This is a genomic window from Nonomuraea solani (assembly GCF_900108335.1).
Taxonomy (GTDB): Bacteria; Actinomycetota; Actinomycetes; order Streptosporangiales; family Streptosporangiaceae; genus Nonomuraea; species Nonomuraea solani.
Window position 1 is genome coordinate 345034 of record NZ_FNVT01000012.1, and the last position, 25805, is coordinate 370838.

The 25805-nt window shown below is 67.6% G+C and carries 29 protein-coding genes and 2 tRNA genes; 14 read left to right on the forward strand and 17 right to left on the reverse strand.

Annotated features, from left to right (window positions below; translation table 11 throughout):
• Nucleotides 1-157: 157 nt before the first annotated feature.
• The gene (locus tag C4V41_RS36655; protein ID WP_103960556.1) at nucleotides 158-937 is read left to right on the forward strand and encodes a class I SAM-dependent methyltransferase; all 780 of its coding nucleotides are present in this window, start codon (nucleotides 158-160) and stop codon (nucleotides 935-937) included.
• A 572-nt stretch (nucleotides 938-1509) separates the two neighbouring features.
• On the opposite strand, the gene C4V41_RS61005 is transcribed toward C4V41_RS36655, so the two are convergent.
• Together C4V41_RS61005 and C4V41_RS66205 are read right to left on the reverse strand one after the other, a co-directional pair.
• Nucleotides 1510-1848, reverse strand: a complete 339-nt coding sequence (locus C4V41_RS61005; protein ID WP_200824462.1) for a hypothetical protein — start codon at nucleotides 1846-1848, stop codon at nucleotides 1510-1512.
• A gap of 579 nt (nucleotides 1849-2427) precedes the next feature.
• Entirely contained in the window at nucleotides 2428-2724 is a 297-nt protein-coding gene (locus C4V41_RS66205) for a 2'-5' RNA ligase family protein (protein ID WP_407670115.1), read from the reverse strand.
• On the opposite strand from C4V41_RS66205, the gene C4V41_RS63310 reads away from it, so the two are divergent.
• On the forward strand, nucleotides 2638-3078 hold the full coding sequence (locus C4V41_RS63310; RefSeq protein WP_200824463.1) for a hypothetical protein: 441 nt from the start codon (nucleotides 2638-2640) through the stop codon (nucleotides 3076-3078). The genes C4V41_RS66205 and C4V41_RS63310 overlap by 87 nt on opposite strands.
• Nucleotides 3079-3130: 52 nt before the next feature.
• Nucleotides 3131-3586, forward strand: a complete 456-nt coding sequence (locus C4V41_RS63315) for a tyrosine-type recombinase/integrase (protein WP_200824464.1) — start codon at nucleotides 3131-3133, stop codon at nucleotides 3584-3586.
• A 196-nt stretch (nucleotides 3587-3782) separates the two neighbouring features.
• Here the strand turns inward: C4V41_RS63315 and C4V41_RS36665 are convergent, their stop codons facing one another.
• Nucleotides 3783-4157 (reverse strand): hypothetical protein, encoded by a 375-nt coding sequence (locus C4V41_RS36665; protein WP_103960557.1) that lies wholly within the window; start codon nucleotides 4155-4157, stop codon nucleotides 3783-3785.
• A 287-nt stretch (nucleotides 4158-4444) separates the two neighbouring features.
• Between C4V41_RS36665 and C4V41_RS36670 the strand changes: the two genes are divergently transcribed.
• Nucleotides 4445-4966 carry a hypothetical protein gene (locus C4V41_RS36670; RefSeq protein ID WP_103960558.1) on the forward strand — a complete coding sequence of 174 codons (522 nt, stop codon included), beginning with the start codon at nucleotides 4445-4447 and terminating at the stop codon, nucleotides 4964-4966.
• A 269-nt stretch (nucleotides 4967-5235) separates the two neighbouring features.
• Here the strand turns inward: C4V41_RS36670 and C4V41_RS36675 are convergent, their stop codons facing one another.
• On the reverse strand, nucleotides 5236-5532 hold the full coding sequence (locus C4V41_RS36675; protein ID WP_103960559.1) for a helix-turn-helix domain-containing protein: 297 nt from the start codon (nucleotides 5530-5532) through the stop codon (nucleotides 5236-5238).
• A 148-nt stretch (nucleotides 5533-5680) separates the two neighbouring features.
• Here C4V41_RS36675 and C4V41_RS36680 point away from each other — a divergent pair, with 148 nt between their 5' ends.
• Together C4V41_RS36680 and C4V41_RS36685 are read left to right on the forward strand one after the other, a co-directional pair.
• A complete protein-coding gene (locus tag C4V41_RS36680; RefSeq protein ID WP_146103925.1) occupies nucleotides 5681-6538 on the forward strand; it encodes a hypothetical protein in 858 nt (285 codons plus the stop codon).
• 140 nt (nucleotides 6539-6678) lie between these two features.
• Nucleotides 6679-8316, forward strand: a complete 1638-nt coding sequence (locus C4V41_RS36685; RefSeq protein ID WP_103960561.1) for a hypothetical protein — start codon at nucleotides 6679-6681, stop codon at nucleotides 8314-8316.
• Between the two features lie 247 nt (nucleotides 8317-8563).
• On the opposite strand, the gene C4V41_RS36690 is transcribed toward C4V41_RS36685, so the two are convergent.
• The 7 genes from C4V41_RS36690 to galU form a co-directional block, all read right to left on the reverse strand.
• Nucleotides 8564-8637, reverse strand: a tRNA-Ala gene (locus C4V41_RS36690).
• Nucleotides 8638-8686: 49 nt separating this feature from the next.
• The gene (sepX, locus tag C4V41_RS36695; RefSeq protein WP_146103926.1) at nucleotides 8687-9274 is read right to left on the reverse strand and encodes a divisome protein SepX/GlpR; all 588 of its coding nucleotides are present in this window, start codon (nucleotides 9272-9274) and stop codon (nucleotides 8687-8689) included.
• 124 nt (nucleotides 9275-9398) lie between these two features.
• Nucleotides 9399-10052, reverse strand: a complete 654-nt coding sequence (locus tag C4V41_RS36700) for a GNAT family N-acetyltransferase (protein WP_200824477.1) — start codon at nucleotides 10050-10052, stop codon at nucleotides 9399-9401.
• 47 nt (nucleotides 10053-10099) lie between these two features.
• Entirely contained in the window at nucleotides 10100-10579 is a 480-nt protein-coding gene (locus tag C4V41_RS36705; RefSeq protein ID WP_103960563.1) for a MogA/MoaB family molybdenum cofactor biosynthesis protein, read from the reverse strand.
• A complete protein-coding gene (moaC, locus tag C4V41_RS36710; protein WP_103960564.1) occupies nucleotides 10576-11052 on the reverse strand; it encodes a cyclic pyranopterin monophosphate synthase MoaC in 477 nt (158 codons plus the stop codon). The genes C4V41_RS36705 and moaC overlap by 4 nt, the downstream gene beginning before the upstream one ends.
• Nucleotides 11049-12236 (reverse strand): molybdotransferase-like divisome protein Glp, encoded by a 1188-nt coding sequence (gene glp / locus C4V41_RS36715; RefSeq protein ID WP_103960565.1) that lies wholly within the window; start codon nucleotides 12234-12236, stop codon nucleotides 11049-11051. The genes moaC and glp overlap by 4 nt, the downstream gene beginning before the upstream one ends.
• A complete protein-coding gene (gene galU, locus C4V41_RS36720) occupies nucleotides 12223-13125 on the reverse strand; it encodes a UTP--glucose-1-phosphate uridylyltransferase GalU (RefSeq protein ID WP_103960566.1) in 903 nt (300 codons plus the stop codon). The genes glp and galU overlap by 14 nt, the downstream gene beginning before the upstream one ends.
• Before the next feature lie 24 nt (nucleotides 13126-13149).
• Between galU and C4V41_RS36725 the strand changes: the two genes are divergently transcribed.
• From C4V41_RS36725 to C4V41_RS36735, 3 genes are all read left to right on the forward strand, one after another.
• The gene (locus tag C4V41_RS36725; RefSeq protein ID WP_235030599.1) at nucleotides 13150-13719 is read left to right on the forward strand and encodes a 5-formyltetrahydrofolate cyclo-ligase; all 570 of its coding nucleotides are present in this window, start codon (nucleotides 13150-13152) and stop codon (nucleotides 13717-13719) included.
• Between the two features lie 24 nt (nucleotides 13720-13743).
• The gene (locus C4V41_RS36730) at nucleotides 13744-15249 is read left to right on the forward strand and encodes a potassium/proton antiporter (protein ID WP_103960568.1); all 1506 of its coding nucleotides are present in this window, start codon (nucleotides 13744-13746) and stop codon (nucleotides 15247-15249) included.
• Between the two features lie 68 nt (nucleotides 15250-15317).
• On the forward strand, nucleotides 15318-15626 hold the full coding sequence (locus tag C4V41_RS36735; protein WP_103960569.1) for an FmdB family zinc ribbon protein: 309 nt from the start codon (nucleotides 15318-15320) through the stop codon (nucleotides 15624-15626).
• Between the two features lie 458 nt (nucleotides 15627-16084).
• Here the strand turns inward: C4V41_RS36735 and C4V41_RS36740 are convergent, their stop codons facing one another.
• Complete coding sequence (locus C4V41_RS36740) at nucleotides 16085-18052, reverse strand: MFS transporter (protein ID WP_103960570.1); 1968 nt, start codon at nucleotides 18050-18052, stop codon at nucleotides 16085-16087.
• A gap of 110 nt (nucleotides 18053-18162) precedes the next feature.
• Here C4V41_RS36740 and C4V41_RS36745 point away from each other — a divergent pair, with 110 nt between their 5' ends.
• The 3 genes from C4V41_RS36745 to mscL are packed head-to-tail and all read left to right on the forward strand — an operon-like array spanning nucleotide 18163 to nucleotide 19972.
• Nucleotides 18163-18969 (forward strand): S-methyl-5'-thioadenosine phosphorylase, encoded by an 807-nt coding sequence (locus tag C4V41_RS36745; RefSeq protein WP_103960571.1) that lies wholly within the window; start codon nucleotides 18163-18165, stop codon nucleotides 18967-18969.
• Nucleotides 18966-19541, forward strand: coding sequence for a CpaB family protein (locus C4V41_RS36750; RefSeq protein ID WP_103960572.1), 576 nt, complete (start codon nucleotides 18966-18968; stop codon nucleotides 19539-19541). The genes C4V41_RS36745 and C4V41_RS36750 overlap by 4 nt, the downstream gene beginning before the upstream one ends.
• 23 nt (nucleotides 19542-19564) lie before the next feature.
• Nucleotides 19565-19972 (forward strand): large conductance mechanosensitive channel protein MscL, encoded by a 408-nt coding sequence (gene mscL / locus C4V41_RS36755; RefSeq protein ID WP_103960573.1) that lies wholly within the window; start codon nucleotides 19565-19567, stop codon nucleotides 19970-19972.
• An 11-nt stretch (nucleotides 19973-19983) separates the two neighbouring features.
• Here the strand turns inward: mscL and C4V41_RS36760 are convergent, their stop codons facing one another.
• Together C4V41_RS36760 and C4V41_RS36765 are read right to left on the reverse strand one after the other, a co-directional pair.
• Entirely contained in the window at nucleotides 19984-21024 is a 1041-nt protein-coding gene (locus C4V41_RS36760; RefSeq protein ID WP_235030600.1) for a M15 family metallopeptidase, read from the reverse strand.
• Between the two features lie 304 nt (nucleotides 21025-21328).
• Entirely contained in the window at nucleotides 21329-21832 is a 504-nt protein-coding gene (locus C4V41_RS36765) for a hypothetical protein (RefSeq protein ID WP_146103927.1), read from the reverse strand.
• Nucleotides 21833-21941: 109 nt separating this feature from the next.
• Here C4V41_RS36765 and C4V41_RS36770 point away from each other — a divergent pair.
• Nucleotides 21942-22014 (forward strand) — tRNA-Arg (locus C4V41_RS36770).
• 528 nt (nucleotides 22015-22542) lie between these two features.
• On the opposite strand, the gene C4V41_RS36775 is transcribed toward C4V41_RS36770, so the two are convergent.
• Together C4V41_RS36775 and C4V41_RS36780 are read right to left on the reverse strand one after the other, a co-directional pair.
• Nucleotides 22543-23061 (reverse strand): transposase family protein, encoded by a 519-nt coding sequence (locus tag C4V41_RS36775; protein ID WP_268808729.1) that lies wholly within the window; start codon nucleotides 23059-23061, stop codon nucleotides 22543-22545.
• A gap of 381 nt (nucleotides 23062-23442) precedes the next feature.
• Nucleotides 23443-24366 (reverse strand): hypothetical protein, encoded by a 924-nt coding sequence (locus C4V41_RS36780; protein ID WP_103960577.1) that lies wholly within the window; start codon nucleotides 24364-24366, stop codon nucleotides 23443-23445.
• Between the two features lie 35 nt (nucleotides 24367-24401).
• Here C4V41_RS36780 and C4V41_RS36785 point away from each other — a divergent pair, with 35 nt between their 5' ends.
• Complete coding sequence (locus C4V41_RS36785; protein ID WP_103960578.1) at nucleotides 24402-24734, forward strand: hypothetical protein; 333 nt, start codon at nucleotides 24402-24404, stop codon at nucleotides 24732-24734.
• A gap of 142 nt (nucleotides 24735-24876) precedes the next feature.
• On the opposite strand, the gene C4V41_RS36790 is transcribed toward C4V41_RS36785, so the two are convergent.
• Nucleotides 24877-25467: a transposase gene (locus C4V41_RS36790; RefSeq protein WP_103960579.1), complete on the reverse strand. Its 591-nt coding sequence runs from the start codon at nucleotides 25465-25467 to the stop codon at nucleotides 24877-24879.
• Nucleotides 25468-25805 lie beyond the last annotated feature (338 nt).

Sequence of the window (25805 nt, forward strand, 5' to 3'; positions counted from 1 at the left end):
GGTCAGTCCCGTCCTGGCACGTGTGGCCGCCCCAGCCGTGGCACTGGCGCGCCTCTGGACGGAAACCCCATGGTCGGGCACGGCAGACCTTGTCGATCAGTCCGCCGTGCGACAACGATGCTGTACGCCCGGCGGCGGGCCCTCGTATCGTCGGATCATGGGATCCCACGAGCTCCATCTGGACCGCGCACGCGCCACGTCCTTCGGCTCGGTGGCCGCGCAGTACGACCGGTACCGCCCGGAGTCCCCGGACGCGCTGATCGACGAGCTCATGGCGGGCAGTCCGGCTCGCGGGCTCGACGTCGGGTGCGGCACCGGCAAAGTGGCCCGGACGCTGGCAAGACGAGGGCTGACGGTGCTGGGGATCGAGGTGGACGAGCGCATGGCGGGGGTCGCGCGGGGCCATGGCATCGAGGTGGAGGTCGCCCCGTTCGAGACCTGGGATGACGCGGGGCGTCGCTTCGACCTCATCACCTGCGGTGACGCGTGGCACTGGATCGACCCCGAGGCCGGCGCCGCGAAGGCCGCACGGGTGCTGGCCATCGGGGGCACCATGGCGTGGTTCTGGAACTCCTCGCAGGTCGAGGAGCCGATGGCCGCGGCGCTCACCCGCGTGTACGCGCGGCACGCGCCCGAGATCGTCTGGGTCTGGGGGCCACGGGACACGACCCGTTCCGAACGCGTGCCGCCGTCGGCCCGCGACGCGTTCTCTCCAATCGAGGAAAAGGTCTACCGGCAAGAACGCGTTCTGACCGCCGATCAGTGGACCGGGCTCGTCGCCACGTCGAGCGATCACCTCCGGCTCGGCGCCGAGCGACTCACGGCACTGCTGCGGGTGGTGCGCGGCACGATCGAGGCCCTGGGCGGTCATGTACGCCTTCAGCACGAAACCACGGCCCTGATCTGCCGACGACGACCCACTCCGCCACCCGGCTGAACCTGCCGGGGGCGCTGTCCTGGCCTCTGCCTGAGCTGACGAACGAGCAGTGCACCAGGGCCGAGACGCATGTCGCCGCGGCTCAGCCTCCGCCGGACGAGACCGGCCACAGCCGGATGCCCAAACCGGCCGCCAGTTTGGGCGATCGCGGCGACGTCGGCCGGCAGCGCCCGGCTGCCAGGTCATCGATGGCCTTCCGGCGGCCGGACATGGCCTGAACGGCGACAGCCGTATGACCGTTCCGGTGCTCGGTGACGCGCTCGGAGTCTGCCGGGACGGCGTGGTCACTCCGCTGACCTCCCAAAATGGCGAGAGGCCGCCTCTCCAGCTAAGGAGAAACGGCCTCTGACCTGGGTGGAGATGAGGGGATTCGAACCCCTGCCCCCTTCGATGCGAAGCATTCGAGTTGATCGCTCCACCTTGTGCATTGCCAGGTCAAACGTCTGTTCATGTGCATCGTAGTGTGCCGCCGGGGACACTCTGGGCACCCTTGGTGTCACTCACTTTGTCACTTGGGTGAAGCATCCGAGGGGATCGATTGAGCACATGTGTTGTCTGGCCAGGCAACCGCACTACTTCGTCACACGCATCACTTTATAGACGGCGAGGCGCGGATTGGACGAGCAATAGTACTTCTTTTTCCCCAAAAAATTGAGCGCGTTAAGAGTCTTGGCGGCCTTGTAGCACGCCTTACTATTGGGGTAGTAGGAATGGACAGTATCTGCGCTGGCCGGGGCCGCGTTGACCGTCAGCGTCAAACACGTCGCTGCTGCCAGCATGGCAATCGTAAAGAATCGCTTCACAAAACGCCTTCCCTTGAAGTTGATACTAGAGGCTAGTTCAACGATGACCGAATAAGTGTCGAGTGAACACCCGACAATCACCGGATGGCATCCCGGATGTCCTGCCAAGGTTGTGGATGTAACCATAGGGTGCGGCGGTATATTGCTGGTATGTCGTGGATACGTTGGCGACGGCTTACGAAGGATGCGCATGTTCCCGCCAGCATCACCCTTGGCCTGCCCGTCTGCGGGCCAGCCGCGGGCTACCCCGGCCGCGCCCGGCGCCCAGGGCCGTGATGGAGCGAAGGCGGCCCCGCGGCTGGTCTGCTAGGGCTTGCCCTGGGACGGCGGCAGGCGGGCAGGCTTCCACGCCAACCCACTCAGACGGGAAGGGAACGATCTTGGCTGCCCGGAGCCGGAGCGCCCCCGCCGGAGGCAGGCAGTAAGGCCAACACCGTGACCGTGCACGCGTGCGCTTACCAGGTCGGCCCCGTGACCGGAGAAGTGCGCTCCCCTGTGATCAGATCTGTACCGCCGCACGGCGGCCCCCTCCACTCGTCCGCGCCAGCCGTCCGGCGTGCTTTTAGCCGTCCGCCGGGAGCGCCAGCGTGAGGCGGCGGCGTGCCGAGACGGCGGCGCGTGCGGCCCCCGTGGGGCTGCTTTAAGTTTGTAGAGAAAGTTCTCACAGATTCTACGGCCGTGTCGCCGTCATGCTGGGTTGTCGCCAATGGGGATGTGGATTGCCTTAGTCCACTCGTACATGCGGCGATCACGGTGGAACACCATGAGTGACACGTCTGAGATCGTGACCTCGATGGCGTCCGTGTCGGTCGTGGTGAGTGCCTGCGCGATGCGGTCCGTTGGACTCTCCCCATTGACGTACGCGATGCTGACATGCGGACGATATGGGCGTGAGTCATGATCTATGGTCTGTGTCTCGAGTACGGTCTCACCGGCCGTGATCCGCAGACCATAGAGACCAATACGATCCTGTGCCGAGTCCATATCTTTCCTGACCTTGGCGCACGTAAGCTCAAGGATCTCAAGGCCACGGAGGTCGAGAAGTGGCTCAGGATCAAGGCTCGATCGCTTAGCACGCGGACCCTACAAGCCCTCTACTCCGCGTTTAACCGCATCGTCAAACGCGCCATGGCTCGCGAGAAGGTGAAGCGCAACGTCGTCGAGCTCTGCACCATCCCCAAGGGCCAAGGCGGCAGACCGTCTCGATCACTGACCTTCCGGCAAGCCCTTGCCATCCTCAGTGCGTCTAAGTACCACCGCATGCATCCCTACATTGTGGTCTCCCTCCTTACCGCACCGAGGAACTACGTGACCTTCGCTGGGGCCACGTTGACCTGAAAGGCAAGCCAGCGTCCTTCGGCAAACCGGCGATCCCCCCGCACATCGCCGTATGGCGGTCAGTCAGAGCAGGCGGCGATACCAAAACCAAGAAATCACGACGCACCCTTGCCTACCCGCGCGGGCCGTGGAAGCGCTCAAGCAGCAAAGGCGCCAGCAAGCCAACGAACGCAACGCGACCGGTCAACGGTGGAAGGAACACGAACTCGTCTTCACCAGTCGCATCGGCACACCGCTTGACGCTCACAACGTACGGCGTGAGTTCCGCAACGCCATCAGAGGCATCAAGGGCATCTACGCCGACGCGTGGACACCTCGTGAGCTACGCCACAGCTTCGTGTCCCTGCTCTCCGACGACGGCGGTCTATCCATAGACGAGATCGCAAAGCTGTGCGGACACGCCAGCACAACCGTGACCGAGACCGTGTATCGCCACCAGATTCGGCCAGTGATCCAAACCGGCGCGCTGGCCATGGACCGCATCTTCGACGACATCGCGGACGCGTAGTCCGCCAACATGTCACTCAGAAGATCACAGAGGCCACTTCCGATCACTGGAAGTGGCCTTTGACCTGGGTGGGGTGTTCACGAGTGACCCTGGCCTGGGATGCAGCAGAGGCTTCAAAGGTCGCTTCCCGAGTTCCACGTGATCGTTTCCCAGGTCGGATGAGGCGCTCGCCTCGATGTGGTTGGCGTGACCGTGGTTACGAGATCCGAAGGCGGTCTAGCTGAGGGTCGTAGCAGTGCAGACCGAGTTCGGCCGCAACCTGGACCGCGTACGCCGAGGCCTCCTCCGCACGGCGGTACACCATGGGGAAGTAGATGTAGGGGCCTGCCGCCTCTCCGATCAACGGAGATGTCGACCAGGGAATATCCTCATAGCCGTCCTCGTCCTCGTCCACCTCGTCAAGGTCCGGCCAGCGCCGCAGGAGCCGCTGCACGAATTCTGCGATCAGAGGGGTCGGCGGAATCTCGATGTCCGCGTGAATGTACTGGTCATACAGGGCGGAATGCATCTCTCCCGCTTCTTGATCATTCGCGGGACGCTCACCCTCCCACACCGCAAGGTCATAGCTCATGCCGGGATGATGTCACTTTCGGGGTTCAAGGTACTGGTGCCTCGGTTCGCGCTGCCGCAGCCCACATGATGGGCCATTCACGTCTTCATCCGGTCGGCCGCTGGGCGGCGACCCCGGATGACGGTGAAATTGTCGCCCACGCGATGGGGCCCTGTCTTCTTCGGGCGGTTCGGTTAGGGATCTTGCAGTCTTGGGGGTCAGCGATGCCAGTGCCGCCTACAGTTTGGAGTTGCAGCTATGCGTTGGGTGATGGTGATGGTCTGAGGATTGCCGCGAGGGAGGCGACGGTGACGTCACTGCTGACGAAGTTGGAGCGGGCCGAGGAGTCCGCACGGCAGCAATGCGCCGAGCTGTCCGGGCAGATGGAGGAGCTGCAGGAGCGGCTGGCCGTGGCAGAGCGTCGCCTGGAACGGCTGTCCATCGCACGTGAGGAGCTGACCGCGCTGGAGGCGGCCGACGAGCCGGCTGATGCGGAGGCCGGGCAGGCCGCCGACCCCCATCCTCATGGTGCCGGCGACACCACCCCGGAAACTGCCGGGCACGCGGAGGCTCCCCAGGAGCGTTCGGTCCTGCGGGGGTTGCGCAAGGACGCGGTGGTGTTGCTGGCCAGCTCCGACAAGCCGTTGCGGGCACGGGATGTGGTGCGGGCGCTGGGTCAGCAGGATGTCCGCGGTCAGGTGGAGGGGATGCGCGCACGGCTCAAGCGGCTGGTGGACGATGGCTGGCTGGCCGAGCGGGAGCAGGGCCTGTTCACGATCGCGGCCGGGGTGAACGGGTTCGCCGGCGAAGGGAGCTCCGCCACGAGCTGAGCACGGCTTGCCGGTCTGGCGACCGGGACAAACAGTGGTGCCGCCGAGTTGCAGCTCGACGGCACCGGGTTGCGTGAGCGCCCAACAGGTCCTAACTCTTTGAAGGCTCGCGCCTTCTGAACGTAACGCGCTAGGTGATCGCTTGGAGGCTGTCGAGCCAAATGACGGCTGCTCCTGCCCGGATGTCCGGGTTGCCGGGGCGGCGGAGAGAAGGCTCGATCATGCCGTCGAGGTCATCACGGCCGAGATCATCACGGCACTCGGCACCGTCATCGGGGCGCCGAAGCGCTGTCCGGCCACAGCCGGACAGCGAGCGCGGCTTCCAGCAGGGCGATGGTGGCCACGTCCGGCCAGGATCTTCCGGCCAGCAGGTCGGAGATGGATTGGCGGTTGACGCCGGAGGCGGCGGCCAGTCCGCGCAGGCTCAGGCGGCGTTCGGCCAGGATGCCAGCCAGGGCGGCGGCGATGGCCTGGACGACGGCGGCGGCGGGGTGGCGGGCCAGGTCCGCGTGGGGCCAGGCCTGCGGGTTCTCGGCCAGGTCCCGGGGGCGGCCGAGCGCGCGCATCCTCCGACCATGACAAACCACTCCTTTCGGTGGATGTCGTCGCGCTGCGTAACGGCTGCTTGTCCTGCCGCTATGGATGGAGTGTGACGCTCGATGCCGCGACCTCGGCCAGGATCACCGGTTACTGGCCGCAGAATGCGCCGCCGGAGTGGGACCGCATCTGCGGGCATGTGCGGATGTTGGTCGCCGCCAGCGCCGACCGCTCCCCTACCGGGTCGAGCGGCTGCTCACCGCGACCACCCGCCTGGCCGTGTGGTGTCACCGCTCCGGCCTGCCGGACGACCCGGAAGTGTGGCTGCGGCACGAGACGATCGACGCATTCGTCCTGACCGGCTGCACCGACCTGGCGCCGAGTTCGGCACAGACCTACCGCAGCTGGCTGCGGCACATGCGCGCCACGCTGGCCTGGCTGGAACGTGGCGAGCAGGCGCCGCCGCCGATGAAAGCCCCCAAGAAGGTCAGCCCGCCGTACTCGCCGGCCCAGCTCGGCCGCCTTCGCGGCTGGGCCGAGCGCCTGCCCGGCCAGGCCAGAGGCGACGGGCTGGCGTTGATGGCACTCGCCTTCGGTTGCGGCCTGACCTCTGGAGAAGTGGCCGCCGTCCAGACCAGGCATCTGCGCCGCCTGGACTGCGGCGCGGTCGTAGTGACCGTCCCCGGCACAGAGCGATTGATCGTCTGCCGCGCCGCTTGGGAGGACGTCCTGGCCCACGCCGCCGACCAGCCGGGCGACCGGTTCGTGTTCCGGCCCGGGCACACCGCCCGGCACGCCAAGAACCTGTTCAGCTCCTGGACCGCCCGCCACACTCCGACCGGCGGCCTGCCCGCCCTGTCGGTGCGCCGGCTGCGATCCTCGTGGATCGTCGAACTGCTGAGCGCCCGCATCGATCTGGGGGTGGTGGCCGCCGCGGCCGGGATGAGCGCCTCCGCACTGGCCCGCTATCACCGCTTCGTCCCCGCCCTGGATGAACAGACGACGGTCGCGCTGCTGCGCGGCCGTGCTTGTTGAGTACGACGACGCCACGCGCCTGGCCGCCGCGCACCACCCGAGCCCGAGCCACCCGACCCCGGCCTCCTGCCAAGCAGACCGCCCAGATCCCTGATGCCGTCATCAGCCACTACGCCCGGCTGCTGGACGACTCTGGCGTCATGGCGTTGATCGACGCCGAGCTCGGCCTGCGCCCCGGACCTCCGGGAGCGCCGATCCGTGCGGTGCTTGTCTGCCTGATGGTCTCGATCCACCACAGCGGCAAAGCCACCCTGGCCGAAGCCTGGCGGCTGGCCGCCTTCTGCCTGTCCCCGGCTGCCCGACAGCAGCTGGGCCTGGACGCCGACCGGCCACCGGCCGACGATCCACACGCCTGCCTGGCCGACAACCGCCGTTTCTACCGCGCTTTTGACCGGCTGACCAGCCTGCTGGACCCGGCCCGGCACGATCGCCGCACCCGCCTGCCCCAAGCAGAGGCCGATCACCTGGCCTCCGCCTGGGCAGATGACGATGCCGATCACGTCCGGCTTCGGGACCTGCTGCAGGACATCGTCACCGCACTCGTGCTCACCCCGGTCCGCTGGGCCAAGGGCCGCGGCTACCTGGCCAGATTCCGTGGCGACGTCGGCATCGACACCACCGCCGCCCCGGTCTTCGCCCGCCCGCCACGAGCGCGCCGCTCCACCGGCGAACTGATCGCCTCCACCGAGATCACCGCAGGCTGGCACCACCCGGCCGGCAACGACCCACCCGAATACGGCTACAGCGCCACCCTCACCGTCGCCGCCCGCACCCGCCCGGCGCTCGGCCCCTTCCCGCAACTGGCGCTCGGCCTCGTCCTCGACACCCCACACAAACGCATCGGCGCCAACGCCATCACCACCCTCAAACCCCTGGCCACACTCGGCCTGCCCGCCGCCTTCGCCGTCGTCGACCGCGCCTACACCGACCAGCAACCCGCCCACTTCGCCCAACCCGCCCGTGACCTCGGCTACCGGCTGGCCCTCGACTACAAGGTCGACCAGCGAGGAGTCCAAGGCAGCGTCCACGGCGCGCTGCTCATCGACGGCTCCCTGGCCTGCCCGCTGATTCCCGACCGGCTCGCCCAAGCGACCACCGGCCTGGACGATGCCGCCATCCGTGACCCCTCCGACGAACTGGCCGCGTTGATCACCGCGCGAGAGCCGTACTTGCTGCGCCTCAAACAGAGCGCGAACGCAGGCACCACCGACCGCTTCCAACGCCCGGCCGCAGGCACCTCCCCGTCGCTCACCTGCCCCCGCTTCGACCGCCTCCACCAGCACGAGCCCAACCGCCCAGCCCCAGTTGACCTGACCGACTCCCGGCAGCGAGCCGCCCACCCAGCCGCAAAACCCCGCGTTCTGCCACCCGTCCCCGACACCAAGAGCAGCGAACTGCCGAAAATCTGCCGCCAACACAGCATCACCCTGCGCAAAGACGACCTCGGCCACCTCGACAAGTTCCGCCAGGATCTGGCCTACCTCAGCCCCGCCTGGATCACCACCTATAAAAGTGCTCGTGCCATGACCGAGGGCCTCAACGGCCGGCTCAAGGGACACGACCTCGACCTCGGCGACCCCAAGAACCGGCTCGCCCACGGCCGCGTCGCCCAAACCCTGTTGATCGCTCTCATCGTCACCGTCGCCAACGACCACTTCCTCGACGTTTGGCGTCACCAGCACAATCCCGGCCGCGCCGTCCATCACGACGACGTCCCCGATGACGGACATCCGAGCGTCCCGCCCGCCGAAGCTGGAAAACCCCCACCAGACCCTTAAACCGCAATTCGGGTCATCGACATCCAACACCGTCCCGGCCGAGGGCTTCGCCATGCCCACCAGGCCATTCACCACGCCCACACGACCGCGTGATAGCACCCGAGCCACTCATCTCGCCGACTCTCGGGCCCCAAACCCGGACGAACCAGATTCGGGAAACCCCTGAAACGACAAGATCCCGCCCGATCGCGATGATCAGACGGGATCCCGTCAACTTCAGTTCGGCCGTTTCAAGAACGGCCCTGGGTGGAGATGAGGGGATTCGAACCCCTGACCCCTTCGATGCGAACGAAGTGCGCTACCGGACTGCGCTACATCCCCAAGGACTTGATTAGGTTAGCAAACTCCGGAGGGTCCTCGCGCCACCGTTTCAGTCCCCCACCGCCCGCCTGGGCGGTTCCGCGTACTGATCGAACAGAACATCCGATTGCACAGCGGCAAGATCGATGACCTCGGCCGCCTCCACCTCGGCCGCGACCCGCCGCTGCTCGCGTGCCCGCCGCTGCCGCTCAGCGCGCGCCAGGCGCCCGCGTTCGCGCCGTTCCATGTCCACCTGTACGGCGATGCGCAGAAACGCCATGTACGCCAGCATGATGACGATCGAGGGCGCCACGCCCCACCACGGCAGCATCTGCACCGAGGCCGTCACGATCGACGCCAGCACCAGCAGGAGGGTGAAGAAGAGCAGGCGCCGCCGGCGGGCCACGATGATGGCGCGGCGGCGGAACCGGAACTGGCGGACGTCGACCTTCTCGACCTCGGCGACCGTGGCCCCGTCGTATTCGTCGGCGTCCGAAGGTGCCAGATTTTCAAGATCGGGCAACTGGTGCTCGCCGGTGTAATACTCTTCGAGCTCGGCCAACTCCGCAAGGTTGGTCTTGTCCTTGCGCAGCCACATCGGGATGAGGACGCAAAGCCACATCAGGACGATGGCCAGATAGAGCAGGACAGGGCTCACGACCACCTCCGGGCAGCATGAAGACGCGGATGTCCTCGTTGCGTCTTCAATGTGCTCACGTCACGCACCGTAAGACCGCGTGTCACTGATTGACGAGCATTCGGTGCGGTGTGTCGCGAGATCGTCAAACCTCTTCGACAGAGGACCCCCCGCGAGCGGCTGACTCACGCGCGCGACGCCACTGCACGAGCAGCCCGCCAGGTACGTCCTCAACGGTCAGCGCGTAGCAAATGTGGTCGCGCCAGGCTCCGTCGATGTGGAGTTGGCGACGCCGAATGCCTTCTTCCCTGAATCCCAGCTTCTCAACCACTCTACGGCTGGCTTGATTCTCCGGCCGGATGTTCGCTTCCAGCCGATGCAATCCGGTGGTGAAAAAGCAATGGTCAACGGCCATGGCGAGGGCGGTGGGGGTGATCCCCCGGCCGGCCACCGCACCGTCGATCCAGTAGCCGACCTGGGCGGAACGGGCAGATCCCCACACAATGGCCCCCACGGTCAGCTGCCCCGCGAAGCGCCCCTCGTACGTCACCACCCACGGCAACGCCAGCCCCTGCCTCGCTTCGCGGCGCAGGGTGCCGACCATGGAGACGTAGGGCCCAAGCCCGGTCCTGAACAGCGGTGTCTCAGGATTGCTGGGCTCCCACGGACGCAGCCAGTCGGCGTTGCGCAGCCGAGTTTCGCGCCACACGCGCACATCGCTCAGCCGCAGCGGCCGAAGGCCCACCGGACCTTCGTTCAGGGTCACCGGCCAGCCACGAAGTCGATCCACATCTTTCATCATCCCCCCAACGGGCAGGATGTCGCCACGGATCACCGATTCGTTGGTCAGCGCGGGTGATCGCCTCCCCGAATCTGATCTACGGCGTGCCGCAGAATGGGCGCCAGTACGGCCACACCGTCCCGTACGCCGCCCGATGATCCGGGCAAATTAATGATCAAGGAATTGCCCGCCTGGCCCGCCAATCCCCTGGACAGTACGGAAGTGGGCACCTTTTCCCGATTCGCCAGCCGGATGGCTTCGGCAATGCCGGGAATTTCCCGTGAAATCACCCGAGCCGTCATCTCCGGCGTCAAATCCATCGGCGTCAGCCCGGTGCCCCCGGTCGTCACGATGACGTCGAAGCCGCCCGCCACCCCCTCACGGAGCGCCTGCTCGACCGGCTCGCCATCGGGCACGACCACAGGTCCCTCGACCTCGCAATCGGCCTCAAGCCGCAGCAGCTCGGCCAGCAGCGGCCCGGATTTATCCTCATAAATCCCAGCGGAAGCCCGGTTCGACACCGTGATCACCAGCGCCCGCGTCATGCGTCGTCCCGCGTCCACCGGCCGGTCTTCCCGCCCAGCTTCTCCTCAACGCGCACATCGGTGATCACCGCGCCCGGATCCACCGCCTTGACCATGTCGATCAGGGCCAGCGCCGCCACCGAGACCGCCGTCAGGGCCTCCATCTCCACGCCCGTACGGTCGGCCGTCTTCACCCGGCACGTGATCGCCACGCCCCAGTCTTCGACGTCCAGCGTGACCTTCACCCCGTGCAACGCGATCGGATGGCAGAGCGGGATCAGATCGGGCGTACGTTTCGCCCCCATGATCCCGGCGATCCGCGCCACCCCCAGCGCGTCGCCCTTGGGCACCTCGCCCGACCGCAGCAGCTCCACCACCTCGGCCGACAGCAGCACCCGGCCGGTCGCGGTGGCGGTGCGGGCCGAGACGTCCTTGGCCGAGACGTCCACCATGCGCGCCGCGCCGGTCTCGTCGATATGGGTCAGCTCACTCACAGCCTGATCACCTCCACGGCGGTACCGCCGGCCACCTCGGTCACGTCTTCGGGCACCACGATCAGCGCGTTCGCCGAGGCCAGGGCGGCGAGCTGGTGAGAGCCCTGCCCGTGCAGCGGCGCCACCGTTCCGTCGGCCGCCAGCCGTCCGCGCAGGAACGACCGTCGTCCCGACGGTGAGCGCAATGGCCCGGTGACATACGCGGTGACCGTCTCCGGCATGCCGCCGGGCAGCCCGCGCATCCTGTCGAGCGCCGGACGTACGAACAGCATGAACGACACGAAAGACGACACGGGATTGCCGGGCAGCGTGAAGATCGGCACCTGGTCCTCGCCCAGCACGCCGAACCCCTGCGGCATCCCCGGCTGCATCGCCACCTTCTCGAACCGGACCGTGCCCAGCGGCGACAGGGCCTCCTTGACCGGCTCGTACGCCCCCATCGACACCCCGCCGCTGGTGATGATCGCGTCGGCCCGTACGAGATGCGTGTCCAGCCGATCGAGCAGCACCTTCGGATCGTCGCCGACGGAGCCGGCGCGGAACCCCTCGGCTCCCGCCTCCCGTACGGCGGCCGTCAGCGTGTAGCTGTTGGAATCCCAGATCTGGCCGCGCGCCAGCGTGCCGCCGGGCTCGACCAGCTCCGAGCCGGTGGAGATGACGACGACGCGCGGCCGCGGCCGCGCCAGGACGCGCCGCCGCCCCACCCCGGCGATGATCCCCAGCTGGGCCGCGCCGATCGCGGTGCCCGGTTCGAGCACGACGTCACCGGCCTGTACGTCCTCGCCGGCCCGGCGGATCGCGTTGCCCACCTCGGCGCGGCGATCGATCCGGACGGTGATCGTCCCGCCGTCGGTCCACTCCACCGGCACCACGGTGTCGGCCCCGGCGGGCATGGGCGCCCCGGTCATGATCCGCACGGCGTGCCCGGCCCCCACGGCCCGCAACTCCTCGGACCCGGCCGCCACGTCGTCGATCACCGGCAGAGTGACCGGAACGTCGGTGATGTCCTCGGCCCGCACCGCGTAGCCGTCCATGGCCGAGTTGTCGAACGGCGGCAGCGGCACCGGCGACGACACCGCCTCGGCCAGGGTCGTCCCGAGTGTCTGTTCCAGCTCGAGTTCGAGGGGGGCCAGCGGACGTACAGTGGCCAGGATCTCGGCCAGATGCGCGTCAACTGATTTCATCAAGGAACTCCCGCAGCCACGGCACGAACTCTGGCGCCAGATCCTTGCGATCCGCCGCGAACTTCACCACCGTCCGCAAGTAGTCGAGCTTGTCGCCCGTGTCGTAACGCCGCCCACGGAACAGCACGCCGTGCACCGGCCCGCCGTCCTCGGGACCGAGCGTGGCCAGCGTGCGCAGCGCGTCGGTGAGCTGGATCTCGTTGCCCCGCCCGGGCGGCGTGTTCTCCAGCACCTCGAACACCGCCGGATCGATCACATATCGCCCGATGATCGCCCAGTTGGACGGCGCCTCGTCGGCCGGCGGCTTCTCGACGAGGTCGGTCACGCGGACGACGTCTTCTTCGGAGGTGGCCTCGATGGTGGCCACGCCGTACAGCGAGACCTGCTCCCTCGGCACCTCCATCAGCGCGATCACACTGCCGCCATAGGTGTTGCGCACCTCGATCATGCGCTTCAGCAGGTGGTCGCGGTAGTCGATGAGGTCGTCGCCGAGCAGGCAGGCGAACGGATGATCGCCGACATGCTGTTTCGCGCAGAGCACAGCGTGGCCGAGCCCCTTCGGCTCGCCCTGGCGTACGTAGTGGAGCGTCGCCAGCGAGGCCGGCTCGCGGACCTGGGACAACCGTTGCTCGTCGCCCTTGGCCTCAAGGGCCTCCTCCAGCTCGAACGCCCGGTCGAAATGATCCTCAATAGACCGTTTGTTCTTGCCGGTGACCATGAGCACATCGAGGAGCCCAGCGGAAGCGGCCTCCTCGACGACATACTGGATCGCGGGCTTGTCGACGATGGGCAACATCTCCTTGGGTGTCGCCTTGGTCGCCGGAAGGAACCGGGTGCCCAGACCCGCGGCGGGCACGACGGCTTTCGTCACAGGGTCGAAGTCAGCCATGAGTAGACCCTAGTGGAGGGACCTGTGGACAAGCTGAACCTCCGTCGCGAGGTGAACGCGGCGCGTAGCGACCTCTCCCCCGAACAACTTCGGGCAAACTCCATCAAGGTCCGCGAAACTCTGCTTGAACAACCGTGGGTCCAGATGGCCGGTCTGGTGGCCTGCTACTGGTCGGCGGGGTCGGAGCCGGAGACGCACGGGCTGGTGTTCGCTCTCTGGAAACATGGAGCCACAGTTATCCTCCCGATCCTTCAGGAGGACAATGACCTGGATTGGGCGGTTTACGACGGGCCGGACACGCTCGCCCCGGGCCGCTACGGGATCATGGAACCGGTCGACGCCCGGCGCGGCGTCGACGCCGTCCGTACCGCCGCGCTCGTGATCGTGCCGGCGCTGGCGGTGGACGCCCGCACGGGGGTGCGTCTCGGGCGCGGTGGCGGCTCATACGATCGAGCCCTGGCCAGAGTGGGTCCGAACGTACCGACCGTGGCCCTGCTCCACGACGGCGAACTGATGGACGATGTCCCATCCGAGCCCCATGATCGCCGGGTCCGCTATGCCATGACGCCATCGGGACTCACTAGGCTTATGTGAACGCAGGTACGAGAGGGGAGCCAGATGACGCTTGATATCTGGCTCCTTCTTGGTGCCGGAATCGTGATCGCGGCCATCGCGTCCGTACGCATCGCGCATCGCACCGGCCTGCCCAGTCTTCTGGTGTTCCTGGGCTTCGGTCTGCTCTTGGGGGAGTCCGGGTTCGGCATCCCTTTTGACAGTCCTGAGCTGGCTCAGCAGATCGGCCTGACCGCGCTGGCGGTGATCCTGGCCGAGGGCGGTCTCACCACGACCTGGTCCCATGTACGCCGTTCCGTCCCCTTGGCCCTGGTGCTGGCGACGTTGGGGGTGGCGGTCAGCATCGTCGTGGTGGCGCTCGTCGTACAGGGACTTCTCGGCATGGATCCGGCGACGGCCCTGATTCTGGGCGCGGTCCTGGCCTCCACGGACGCCGCGGCCGTCTTCTCCGTGCTGCGCAGGCTGCCGCTGCCCCCACGGCTGGCGGGCGTGCTGGAGGCGGAGTCCGGGTTCAACGACGCGCCCACGGTGATCGCCGTCGTGCTGCTCAGCGGGGCGTCGAGCTCGTCGGCCACCTTGGGAACGTTCCTGGTCGAGACTTCGGTCGAGCTGATCATCGGCGCCGCGGTCGGTCTCGCCGTCGGCCCCGCCGGTGCGTACGCGCTGCGCCGCGTCGCCCTTCCCGCCTCCGGCCTCTACCCCCTCGCCGTGCTCGCGCTCACCTTCGTCTCGTACGGCGGCGCGGTCCTGCTGCACGGATCCGGCTTCCTGGCCGTCTACCTGACGGCGTTGATCCTGGGCAATTCGCGCCTGCCGCACCGGGCGGCCACCAGGGGATTCGCCGAGGGCGCGGCTTGGCTGGCGCAGATCGGGCTGTTCGTCATGCTCGGCATGCTGGCCAGCCCCGAGGAGATGCCGTCGGCGATCGTGCCCGGCCTGATCGCCGGCACCGTCCTGGCGCTCGTGGCGCGCCCGCTGTCGGTGATGGTGAGTTCGCTGGTGGCGTGGGCGCTGCGGCTGGGCCGGGTGAGCTGGCGCGAGCAGGCGTTCTTGTCGTGGGCCGGGCTGCGCGGCGCGATCCCGATCGTGCTCGCGACCATCCCCTGGGCGGCCGAAGTCGACGGCTCCAAGGACATCTTCAACCAGGTCTTCGTGATCGTCATCGTGTTCACCCTGCTCCAAGGGCCGACGCTGCCGTTCGTAGCGCGTAAACTCGGGGTGGCCGCGCCTGGGGAGGCCCACGATCTCGAGGTGGAGTCCGCGCCGCTGGAGGAGCTCAAGGCCGACCTGCTGCAGCTCAAGGTGCCTCCCGGCTCGCGTCTGCACGGCGTGGAGATCTTCGAGCTCCGTCTGCCCGCCGGCGCTCAGGTGACGCTCATCGTGCGCGACGGCAAATCCTTCGTCCCCTCCGCCACCACCCGGCTCCGGGCGAACGACCAGCTCCTGGTGGTCGCCACCGCCGCCTGCCGCGACCAGGTCGAACGCCGCATGCGGGCCGTGAGCCGCAGCGGGAAGCTGGCCGGCTGGTACGGAGAGCGGGGGTTGGAATAGGTGTTTGACCCAATCGGTTACCATTAGCAGTCGCATCGCTCGAGTGCCAGAGCTAGAAGGAGGAGCGCGTGCCGACCTACCAGTACGCCTGCAACGACTGCGGTGAGCAGCTTGAGGCCGTTCAGAAGTTCACCGACGATGCGTTGACGGTGTGCCCCGCTTGCGAGGGCAAGCTGCGGAAGGTGTTCTCCGCCGTCGGCATCGTGTTCAAGGGCTCCGGCTTCTACAAGACCGACAACCGGTCTTCTTCGTCGACCTCGACCACGTCCACCGGCTCGTCGCCGAAGCCCGCCGAGACCAAGTCGGGCGACTCAGGTTCGTCGAGCTCGTCGAGCTCGTCCACGACCACCCCCGCCCCCGCCGCGGCCGCCAACTGACCTCACGGGCTCCAGGCCGCCCCGGCGGCCTGCTCACCACCCTGGGTACGCCTTCGGCTCCCCGGGCTTGATCGGGCTGCACGCCGCTACCTGAGACATCCCCGGCTGTACGCGCCACCACCCGGACGCCCTCGGCTGTCCGCCGCCGCTCCGGGGGCATTTCCGGCTGTACGCCCGCCATCCCGGGGCATCTCCAGCGGTATCACGCCTTCTCGGGTTTTCTTCGGGCTGAACGTCGCCTCCGATCCACCCTCGGGCTGACCGATGCCCCCGGTCCGCCCTCGGACCGAACGCCGCCGCCACCCCAGAACATCTCCGGCTGTCCGACGCCCCGCCCAAGCCCTGATCACCGAAGCCCGGCAGGAGTTCCCCGACTTCGACCGTACGATCGAGGAGCTGTGCCGCTGAAGCGCTGTGCCATCGAAGCCCTGTGCCATCGCCATCGAAGCACTGCGCCTCTAACGAGGCCGATCGGCATGGGCCCCCAGCAGTTCGGGCGCGATCCGATCGACGAGCCGTTCGAGCTCCGGATTCGGCCCCCAATCCGCCACCAGCGCGCTCAGCCCCTCCCGTGCGCACCGCAGCAGCCCTAGCGCGGCCTGCTCCCCTTCCGGCGTGAGCCGCAGCGCGTCGCCGTCCGCGGACCGCTCGACCAGCCCCGCCACCACCAGCCGATCGGCGTACGGCCGCCCGTACTCCCTGCTCACGTTGGCCCGCTCGGCCAGCTCCTCAGCCCTGACCCACCCCTCCCCACCCAGCCTGGCGATGATCCACACCCCTTGCGGCGAAATCCCGTCCAACCCCGCCAGAGCCCCCAGCCGGTCGTAATACCCCCGGCGCAGATCCGCGTCCGCGAGCCGCATGAGCCCCCTCTCGACTTCGGCCAGCGACGACCGCTCAGCGGACGTGGCCCCCAGCCCCTCCCCCAGATCAGCGGCCTTCGTCGTCTCCCTGAGCCGCGCCTGCGGTATGAACCAGCTGAGGACGAACGCCCCGAACATCACCGGAGCCGCCACCCGGAAAACGGCCGCGATCGCATCCGCGTACACATGCAGGAAGTCAGCGGCCAGCTCCCGCGGCAACCGCTGGATGACCGTCGGATCCTCCTGCACCCTGGAAGCGTCGAACCCGGGCGGCAACCGAGCCCCGCGCGCCACCTCGCGAAGGTCGTCGTTCAACGTCGCCGTGAACACCGACCCCAGCGCCGCCACCCCGAACGACCCCCCGATCGACCGGAAGAACGTCGCCCCCGACGTGGCCACCCCGAGATCCTTGAAGTCGACCGCGTTCTGCACCACGATCACCAGCACCTGCATGGTCATCCCCAGCCCCACGCCCAGCACCAGCAGGTATACGCCCAGTGTGAACAGACTGCTCAGCTCGGTCATCGTCGACAGCAGCAGCATTCCCGCCGACGCCACGGCCGTCCCGGCGATGGGCAAGAACCGATATTTCCCCGTTTTGGAGATGATCTGCCCGCTCACGATCGACATGGTCAGCATCCCGGCCATCATCGGCAGCAGGTAGATCCCCGACGCCGTCGGACTGACCCCGTGCACGACCTGCAGATAGAGCGGCAGGTACGTGAGCGCCCCGAACATCCCGAACCCCACCACGAACCCAACGGCCGACGCCATCGTGAACGCCCTGCCCCGGAACAGCCCCAGCGGCAGCACCGGCTCGGCCGCCCGCCGTTCGACCACCACCCAGGCGACCAGCAGCGCCACCGCCGCGCCCACCAGCCCCACGATGACGGGATCGCCCCACCCGTACATCGTCCCGCCCCAGGTCGTGACCAGCACCAGGCACGAGGTCGCCCCGCCCAGCAGCACGACGCCCGCGTAGTCGATCCGATGCCTGGTACGCGTGCCGTCTCCCGGCAGCACGGCCACGATCACGAAGAGCGCGACCGCTCCCAGCGGCAGATTGATGTAGAAGACCCAATGCCAGGACAGGTGATCGACGAACAGCCCGCCCAGCAACGGCCCCACAATGCTGGAGACGGCGAAGACGGCGCCGAAGAACCCCTGATACTTCCCCCTCTCCCGAGCCGAGACGACGTCCCCCACGATCGCCTGCGCCAGCACCATCAACCCACCGCCGCCCAGCCCCTGGACGGCGCGGAAGGCGATGAGCTCTCCCATGTTCCGGCTCAGCCCGCAGAGCGCCGAGCCGGCCAGGAAGATCACGATGGCGGAGACGAAGAGCCTCTTGCGCCCGAATTGGTCGCCCAGCTTGCCCCAGAGCGGCGTCGAGACGGTCGAGGCGAGCATGTAGCCCGTCACGACCCACGACAACTGCTCCAGCCCGCCGAGGTCGCCGACGATCGTCGGCAGGGCCGTGGACACGATCGTCTGATCGAGCGCCGCCAGCAGCATGCCGAGCATGAGCGCGATGATGATGAGTCCGAGGCCACGATGCCGCATGCGGCGATCCTACTCTTCGTACTGGTGTGCGTACGCACAGCGATCGAGTTATCCACAGAATCGCGTTCTAGCCACTCCGGCCCCTCGCCACCCCGGCTACTCTCTCCGCCATGGTCACTCGCGCAGACATCGGCGTCATCGGCGGTTCCGGCTTCTACTCCCTGCTCGACGACGCGGAGGAGATCGAGCTCACCACGCCCTACGGGCCGCCGAGCGACATCGTCACGGTCGGGCACATCGGCTCGAGATCCGTGGCGTTCATCCCTAGACACGGCCGCGGCCACCGTTTCCCGCCGCACCGCATTCCCTATCGTGCCAACCTCTGGGCACTGCGCAAACTCGGCGTCCGCCAGGTGCTCGCGCCGAGCGCCGTAGGTTCGCTCAGAGCCGAGTACGGTCCCGGCGCCCTGGTCGTCCCCGATCAGCTCGTGGATCGCACTTCTGGCCGCGCACAGACGTACTACGACGAGGACGGGGCGGTCCATGTCTCGTTCGCCGATCCCTACTGCCCGTCCGGCCGGGCCGTGGCGGTCGAGAAGGCCCGTACTGGCGGCTGGGAGACCGTGGACGGCGGCACGCTCGTCGTCATCGAGGGCCCCCGCTTCTCCACCCGGGCCGAGTCCCAGTGGTTCGCGGGCAACGGCTGGTCGATCGTGGGCATGACGGGTTTCCCCGAAGCGATTCTGGCCCGTGAGCTGGCCCTCTGTTATACGTCCCTGTCGCTGGTGACCGACCACGACGCCGGGGTGGAGGCCGGCCAGGGGGTGACCCATGACGAGGTGCTCAAGTTCTTCGCCCAGAACGTCACCCGCATGCGCACCTTGGTGTCGGAGGCCGTACAGGCCCTGCCCGAAGAGCGCACCTGCCCCTGCGGCACGGCGCTGGACGGCATCGAGTCCTCCTACGAGCTACCGTGATCCAGTCCTGGCTGGGCCGCCACGGCCGTCGCCGCCGCCTCGTGGCGGCGGCGCTGGCCGCCCTGTCCGTCATATCCGCCTACTGGGCCACCCGCCCCGCCACGGTCGCCCCCGTCCTGGTGGCCACCCGCGACCTCGCCCCCGGCCCGATCCGCCCAGCCGACTTCCGCCCCATATCCCTCAGTCACCCACCAACCGGGGCACTACGCACCACCCCCACCGGCCAAACCCTGGCGACTCCCATGCGCAAGGGAGAGCCCCTGACCGACGTACGCCTCCTGACCTCATTTCCCCTCCCGCCGGGCCTGGTCGCCACCCCGGTCCGCATAGCCGACGCCGCAGCGGCGGCCCTGGTCTCCCCCGGCTCCAGAATCAACCTCCTGGCCGCCCAGGAAGGGAGCAGCACGGCCCACTACCTCGCCTCAGACATAACCGTCATAGCCACCCCCGCCACCAAAACCGACAGCGCCTTGCTGGTCCTGGCCACCACACCCACCCAAGCGGCAGACCTGGCAGCCGCCCAGAGTCGGGGAAGTCCCCTGTCGATCACGATCAAACCTAACCAACAGTAATCGTTCAGCTACGATCCATCACCATGAACGGTTTCAAGAAATTCCTCACGCAGGGCAACGTCATCGACCTGGCCGTGGCGGTGGTCATCGGGGCCGCCTTCACCGCGCTCGTGCAGGCGTTCGTGGGCAACCTCCTCACCCCGCTCATCTCGGCGTTCGGCAGCCTGCCCGACTTCGCCTCGCTCAGGTTCACGATCGGCGAGTCCACCTTCATGTACGGCACTTTCCTCAACGCCGTCATCTCGTTCCTGATGGTGGCCGCGGTCATCTATTTCCTGGTCGTGAGGCCCTACGCCCACATCAAGGAGCGCACGGCCGCCAAGGTCGAGTCGAAGACCCGCGAATGCCCCGAATGCCTGTCAGAGATCCCCAAGCCCGCCTCACGCTGCGCCTTCTGCAGCGCCCAGGTCACTCCCGCCCAGACCGCGTAGATCGACCGTCGTCAGAGCAACGAATCAATCTTGGGGTCATACTCCCAATGCCACGGCTCGAACGGGCTGCTGTAGGCCCAGGAGGGGTGGAACCACCCGTACCGCTTGGAGTTCTTCTCCATCCACACGAACTCCGCAGACCCGGACCTTTCCACCCCACCACACAGGTCCACAGCCAGCCCGAGCCCGTGGTTGCTCCGCCCCGGCACAGCCGCGAACCCAGGCCGCCGGTAGTAAACGGACTGCTGCTCAGCGAGGTTCCGGTAGGCGTCGGTCACACAAATGGCCTTCCCGAAGCGCTGCCGGTACGCCTCGTTCAGGCTCACGAAGGCGATGGTGGCGTCGGCCCTGAGGCTGTTCCCCTTCTGCTGCAACGGGCAGAGCATGGCCTTGGGGATCAGCCCGTTGGGATAGTCCCCGGCCGTCGCCGCCCGGAGCGGATTGCACCCCAGCGCCGCCCGGCCCACCTTGTCGATCTTGATCCCCAGCTTCACCAGGGCCGCGGTCAACGACTTCACGATCTTGTCGGACCGCTGCCGCAACGTGTCCACCTCGGCCGCCAGCTGCGCCTCGGCCAGCAGGTTGCCGGCCCGCAGCTCCTGCGCCTCGCCGGCCAGCCGCTCGGTCTCCTTGTACAGCGCGCTGGTCTGCTCAACGGCCTGCTGCCGAACGGAAACGATCTGAGTGACGTCGGTCAGGGCCCGCAGAGTCTTCTCGTCCGCGTTCCCAGACAGAAACGGTATGACCGAATCAGCCGCGATCGGCTGCTCGTACAGCAACTCGACCATCTGCGACACCGGCTGCCGCATCACCGCCAGCCGCTGCTCCATCTGCTGCAGCGCGCTCAGCTTGCCCTTGAGCTCCTTCTCGGACCCCGCGATGACCGCCCGGCGCTTCTCGAGCGCCTTGGTGGCCTCCTCAAGCTCCTTGGCCGACCGCTCGGCCTCTTTCCGCAGCTCAGTCAGGTTGGACGGATCCCGCCGCTCAACTCGCTGCGTCTCGACCTGGCCCTGAACCTGGACCTGGACCTGGGTCTTGGCCTGGGCCGCCACCTGCCCGGAGGGCACGACGAGAGAAGCCAGAGCCATGACAACCGCGATCAGACCCGCTGATCGAGGGGCTGGCACGTTCGACTCCTCCGTTTGCAAACTCGTTACCCGGGTCAGGCACGCACGTTACTACAGCCCCCCGAGTGCCCGGACCGAACTCCGAAGAGCTGTTATGAGACAAATAACCCTCTTTGTACGACCAGCCACACCAGTTCGCCCACAGAAGCCGCAGACCGCGAACCCACCACGCCCTCGACCTGCTGCGAACGCCCTCAAGAACCAGTACGCCCACCCGCCACCAAAAGGTTCATATCCCCGACGCCAACCCCTCCTCGGCCTCGTCCGCCGCCGCCTCCTCCTCCCGCTCCCGGCACAACTCCCACAACCACGTATCCACCCATTCCCCCGCACACCCGGCCCGGGTCCGCACAGGAGCAGGCGTCACCGGCTCCTCAACCACGACCACCGGCACCTCCCCCCGATCAGCCTGTTCCGGCTCCAGCTCTGGCTCCGACTCCGGCACGGCCCGCACAGGCGCCAGCACGACCCCCTCGTACTCCCGATCAGGATGAGCAGGCGCAGGCACCAGCACCGGCTCAAGCACCAGCCCCTTACCCCCACCACCCACCGCCCTGGCAACCCCCGCCCCCTCCTCAAACCCCCGTATCTCCCCCGCCAACAACCCCCCGGCAAGAATCGCCGGCGCCAGCAACGCCCCGAACAGCACTACGGGGCGGCGGCGGGCCTGCGTACATCGCCTCCTGGTCACAGGCAGACGGTATCCACGCACGTTGAAGTGGAATCTGATCACTTGTCATGCCTTTAACCGCAGCTCAGAGCACCCATAACCAACCTCGCCAAACTCACCTCGGCCCCACGTCCCACGCAGTGCCAGACTTTCGCTAGGCTTACGAGAGTCCGCCTCCGTAGCTCAGGGGATAGAGCACCGCTCTCCTAAAGCGGGTGCCGCAGGTTCGAATCCTGCCGGGGGCACTCACCTGAACAGGCATTTCGGCGCCCGACCTGCGGTTTCACAGCCGCAGGTCTTTTACTTTGTGGACCTTGATAGGCAGCCGACGGTGCCCACATGCAGCCGTAAGACCATGATCAGGGGACATATGGGGGATGATCTTGAGTGCGTTTCCCCAGGTCAAACCCTAGTTACGGGCCATTCTGGCCTCCGGCAACCCGCTACGACCACCCGGGCATGCGACGAATACCGCCGTTGATCGCGCCAAATACGTGCGTGCATCCCTAGCGTCACCTCGCTGCACAAGCCCAATTCGGCCTCCCAGTTGGATCGCGTCCGGTGGCTATCGCGGCGTTGGCCGATCTTGAGCGTGCGCTGCCTGTGCACGCCGGTGCTGGTGACCGACAACGATGGCGATCCCGCCCCTCTGGGATGGCCCGCAAGATCGCCGAGGTCATCGACCCAGCTGACTGACCAGCCCTCGCGCTGACCATGCGGTGTCGTTAGCGGTCCACCAAGGCCTTCCACGCCTGGGCGGTCTCGTCGAAGATTCATCGTGGTCGTCCGTGGCGGGTCTCATCGATCCCCGGCACCGCCACCGGCTCGGGCTCGTCCGGCAGGACGCGGGCGGTGTGCGCGGTGAACGCGGCCGAGGCCACCGGCCAGGACACGCCGTGATCGGGAGCGGACTGCACGATGGTCCGGCCGCCATCGGCCACCGCCGCGCCGCTGACCCGCCGTAATCGAAGTGTGAGCCGGGAACGAGCGGGGATCTGCTCCACCTGCTCGATGAACGACCGGCGCGGGCGCTGTTCCTGATCATCGCGCCAGCGGCGCTTGCGCCACAGCATCGGGCAGATGCGATCTGCCACCGGCAGGTCACGCGGTCGGGTCGTCACCCACTCCTTGATCCGGTTGGCGTATGTCCCGCACGCTGGGCAGGCACGTACTCGTTCATCGGCCGTCTCCAACCAGATGACAGGACCCTGACCTGTACTCTCATCTCCCGTCAATGACCTTGGTGGCCGCCACGCCTCCAGGCCCAGCAGCCGGGTCGTAACATTGATCACGCTCGCGGCTCTTCTGTCGTGATCCTCTGTCTCGACAGCAGGAATGATCAACGAGAGCCGCGAGCCCCCTCAAGACGCCGACCACACCACACCCGCCACCATCGGCCACCCCTCACCGCTCAACCACGACTAACTTCGAAGAGCCCGCTTCGATCGGAGGGCGCGGCCGTGTGGAGGTGATACAGGATGCTGTGGCGGCGACGTTGCCAGGCCTTCTGAACGTCATAAGGCTGGGCGACCTCGATGGGACGAGGAACGAACAGCTTCTCACCTTGAGTAACGTGGGCCCTGATCATCACGGAGGCGCATTGACGCTTGAGGCCTCCGAGATCTGACCAGCCAGCGTGGAGCTGAGAGGTGATGACGTCCCACGGCGCTGACTCACGCCAGCAGCAGCGCACCTGCCGCGCTGATCAGCGCGGTGAGGAGCAGGAACCAGGCGCTCAGGGGCAGGCGCACCCTGCGCCGCGGCGCCTCCCGGCGCGGCCGGGCGGTCGCGGCCGGCAGCTCGGCGGCCCGGACGGTCATGGCGACCGGCACGCCCCGGTACCGCTGCTTGGCCAGCGCCTCCCACATGACCCACTCCTCGTCCTCGTGCCCCAGGTGCTTGAGCAGGTCGCCCCGGTAGACGTCGAAGGTGACCTTGACGTGCTCGCCATACAGGCGGGCCGGGCCTAGGGCACACACGTAGCTGAGCAGCGCCACGGCCGCCCCTCCGGCGTGGTAGAGCAGGAAGAGCCCCGCCGGTGCTCCGGCGGCCAGCAGGAAGAGGCCCGATGCCGTGAGAAGAAGGCGGCCAGGCTGGAGACGGTGAGGAAGAACTCCAGGTCGGCACGGGCGGCGGCGAGCGTGGCGCGGTGGTCGGCCGGGATCAGGGGTGTTCAGGCGCGGCCAGACCAGCGCGGCGTCGATCCCGTACAGCTCTTCCGGGTAGAGGGCGGCGTTCTTGAGGATGTTGCCGAGCCTGGTCGGCATGACCTCCTCAGCATCCTGGGGGTAGCTGGTGTAGAGGCACTGGTAGTGGCCGAGGTCCTTGGGGCGCAGCCGGGAGAACACGCCTGTGTGCCAGCCGCGGCCCGCCCCGGCGAGCCAGCGCCACGAGCGGCGGTTCCAATCGCCTTCGTACCAGCGCAGCAGCGGCGCGGTCAGGCCGGACAGCCACGTGGCGAGTAGGACCACGACCGCCGCGAAGGCGACCGAGCAGAGGGCCTTCAGCAGTGGATCCTGCCGGTTCCACGCGGCAAGCCCGGCCTGCGGCCCGACCGTCGAGCCGACCACGACGGCGCCGAAGAGCACGATGAGCACGAGCGCGGGCAGCAGAGAGCGTTGAGCAGGAACCGGTGCTCGAACAGCCCGGTCGTCTCCTTTCTGAGGCGAAGTACGCGCTGACCACGCCGACCGGCAGGACCGCCATCACCTCCGCACCTTCGAGTAGCACCAGGGCGCGCCCCGACGTTGAGCAGCGTCACCGCTGGGGACGCACCGAACTCGGCGAACGTCACGTCAGCGTCCGCCAGGATCGCCGGGGGCAGCGAGGCCAGGACGGGCCGAAGGTCGGGGACGCCGTCGAGTCGTGCGAGGTCCGCCTCCGTGACCGTCGCCACCACCTCCCCGGAGGCGTCGCGGACCACGCCGATGATGCCGTCGGCCAGCGTGGCGCGACCGCGGCATGATGCTTCTATGGCTTGTCAAGATGGGGCGGACGATGCGGCCGCTGGCGCCGACGGGCGGATGATGATCTTGTAGAGCTGGCGGGCGACATATTGCTTCAGACAGCGGATCTCTCTCTTGGACAGCCCGTCGGTGGTTCTGCGCTCAACGTAGGTGCGGGTGGATGGATCGCAGGACATGCGAGACAGCACGATGACGTACAGGGCCCGGTTGGTTCTGCCGGTCACCGCCATGGTTGAGCCGGTGGCGTCGTGTTTTGCCGCTGGAAGCCGGGACCGGCGATACCCCGCATAGGGCGGCGAACGATCCCTCGGAGCGCAGTCGATCAGGGTTGTCGCCGCAGGTGGCCAGTAGTTGCGCGGCGGTCTCAACACCTACGCCTTGGGCGGTGAGCAGCTCGGGCCTGGCCTGTTCGATCAACGCCTTCAACTGGTTGTAGATGGTGTCGATCTCGGCGCTGAGGGCGCGGTAGCGAGCAGCGAGGTGTCGCAGCGCCGCCTTGACGCTCTGAGCTGGGTCGGCCAGATCGGCGGATGGCCTTAACCGGAAGCAGGCGTCGGCGAGCCGGGCCTTGGATGGAACTTCAGGATGTGGCCGTCGCGAGGTCGGCTCGCTCGCCCATCCCGTCATTAGCGATAAAAGTCCTGGCTGGCGGGAGAAAAGGCTGGCCCCGCAGCGCGGCAGGGCCCAGCGGGTAACCAACTCCTGCTTTGCGTAGTGGGTCTCGCCGAACACTCAGCCTGAATCCACGGTGTGACTTGGCCTGATCATTTTTCGGTCCAATTCCTCGACGAGGGCCGGATGTGCAGGTGAGGGCGCGCTTTTGGGCATGGTGAAGCCGCCGCGTGCGGGGTCGCGGCCTGTCCGGTGTCCTTCAGGGGTCGGAAGCGAGGGTGGGCGCGGCAGCGCGGGTGTCGGTGCGGGACCGTCGAGGGCGGCGGTGACCTGGGGTTCGGCGGGTCAGGCCGGGTGTGCGGGTGGGTCGTGGGTGGCGGTGAAGGCGTTCAGCCAGGCGGGCTGCCGGTGCCATCCGGCGGGCAGGTGCAGGGTGAGGTGTCCCTGCCCGCCGGGTC

Bases quoted from the DNA above. Each gene is read 5' to 3' on its own strand.
- C4V41_RS36655 (WP_103960556.1), top strand. From the start codon at position 158: ATGGGATCCCACGAGCTCCATCTGGACCGCGCACGCGCCACGTCCTTC.
- C4V41_RS63310 (WP_200824463.1), top strand. From the start codon at position 2,638: ATGATCTATGGTCTGTGTCTCGAGTACGGTCTCACCGGCCGTGATCCG.
- C4V41_RS66205 (WP_407670115.1), bottom strand. From the start codon at position 2,724: ATGGACTCGGCACAGGATCGTATTGGTCTCTATGGTCTGCGGATCACG.
- C4V41_RS63315 (WP_200824464.1), top strand. From the start codon at position 3,131: ATGGCGGTCAGTCAGAGCAGGCGGCGATACCAAAACCAAGAAATCACG.
- C4V41_RS36665 (WP_103960557.1), bottom strand. From the start codon at position 4,157: ATGAGCTATGACCTTGCGGTGTGGGAGGGTGAGCGTCCCGCGAATGAT.
- C4V41_RS36675 (WP_103960559.1), bottom strand. From the start codon at position 5,532: ATGCGCGCGCTCGGCCGCCCCCGGGACCTGGCCGAGAACCCGCAGGCC.
- C4V41_RS36685 (WP_103960561.1), top strand. From the start codon at position 6,679: ATGGCGTTGATCGACGCCGAGCTCGGCCTGCGCCCCGGACCTCCGGGA.
- C4V41_RS36700 (WP_200824477.1), bottom strand. From the start codon at position 10,052: ATGAAAGATGTGGATCGACTTCGTGGCTGGCCGGTGACCCTGAACGAA.
- C4V41_RS36705 (WP_103960563.1), bottom strand. From the start codon at position 10,579: ATGACGCGGGCGCTGGTGATCACGGTGTCGAACCGGGCTTCCGCTGGG.
- glp (WP_103960565.1), bottom strand. From the start codon at position 12,236: ATGAAATCAGTTGACGCGCATCTGGCCGAGATCCTGGCCACTGTACGT.
- galU (WP_103960566.1), bottom strand. From the start codon at position 13,125: ATGGCTGACTTCGACCCTGTGACGAAAGCCGTCGTGCCCGCCGCGGGT.
- C4V41_RS36730 (WP_103960568.1), top strand. From the start codon at position 13,744: ATGACGCTTGATATCTGGCTCCTTCTTGGTGCCGGAATCGTGATCGCG.
- C4V41_RS36740 (WP_103960570.1), bottom strand. From the start codon at position 18,052: ATGCGGCATCGTGGCCTCGGACTCATCATCATCGCGCTCATGCTCGGC.
- C4V41_RS36745 (WP_103960571.1), top strand. From the start codon at position 18,163: ATGGTCACTCGCGCAGACATCGGCGTCATCGGCGGTTCCGGCTTCTAC.
- mscL (WP_103960573.1), top strand. From the start codon at position 19,565: ATGAACGGTTTCAAGAAATTCCTCACGCAGGGCAACGTCATCGACCTG.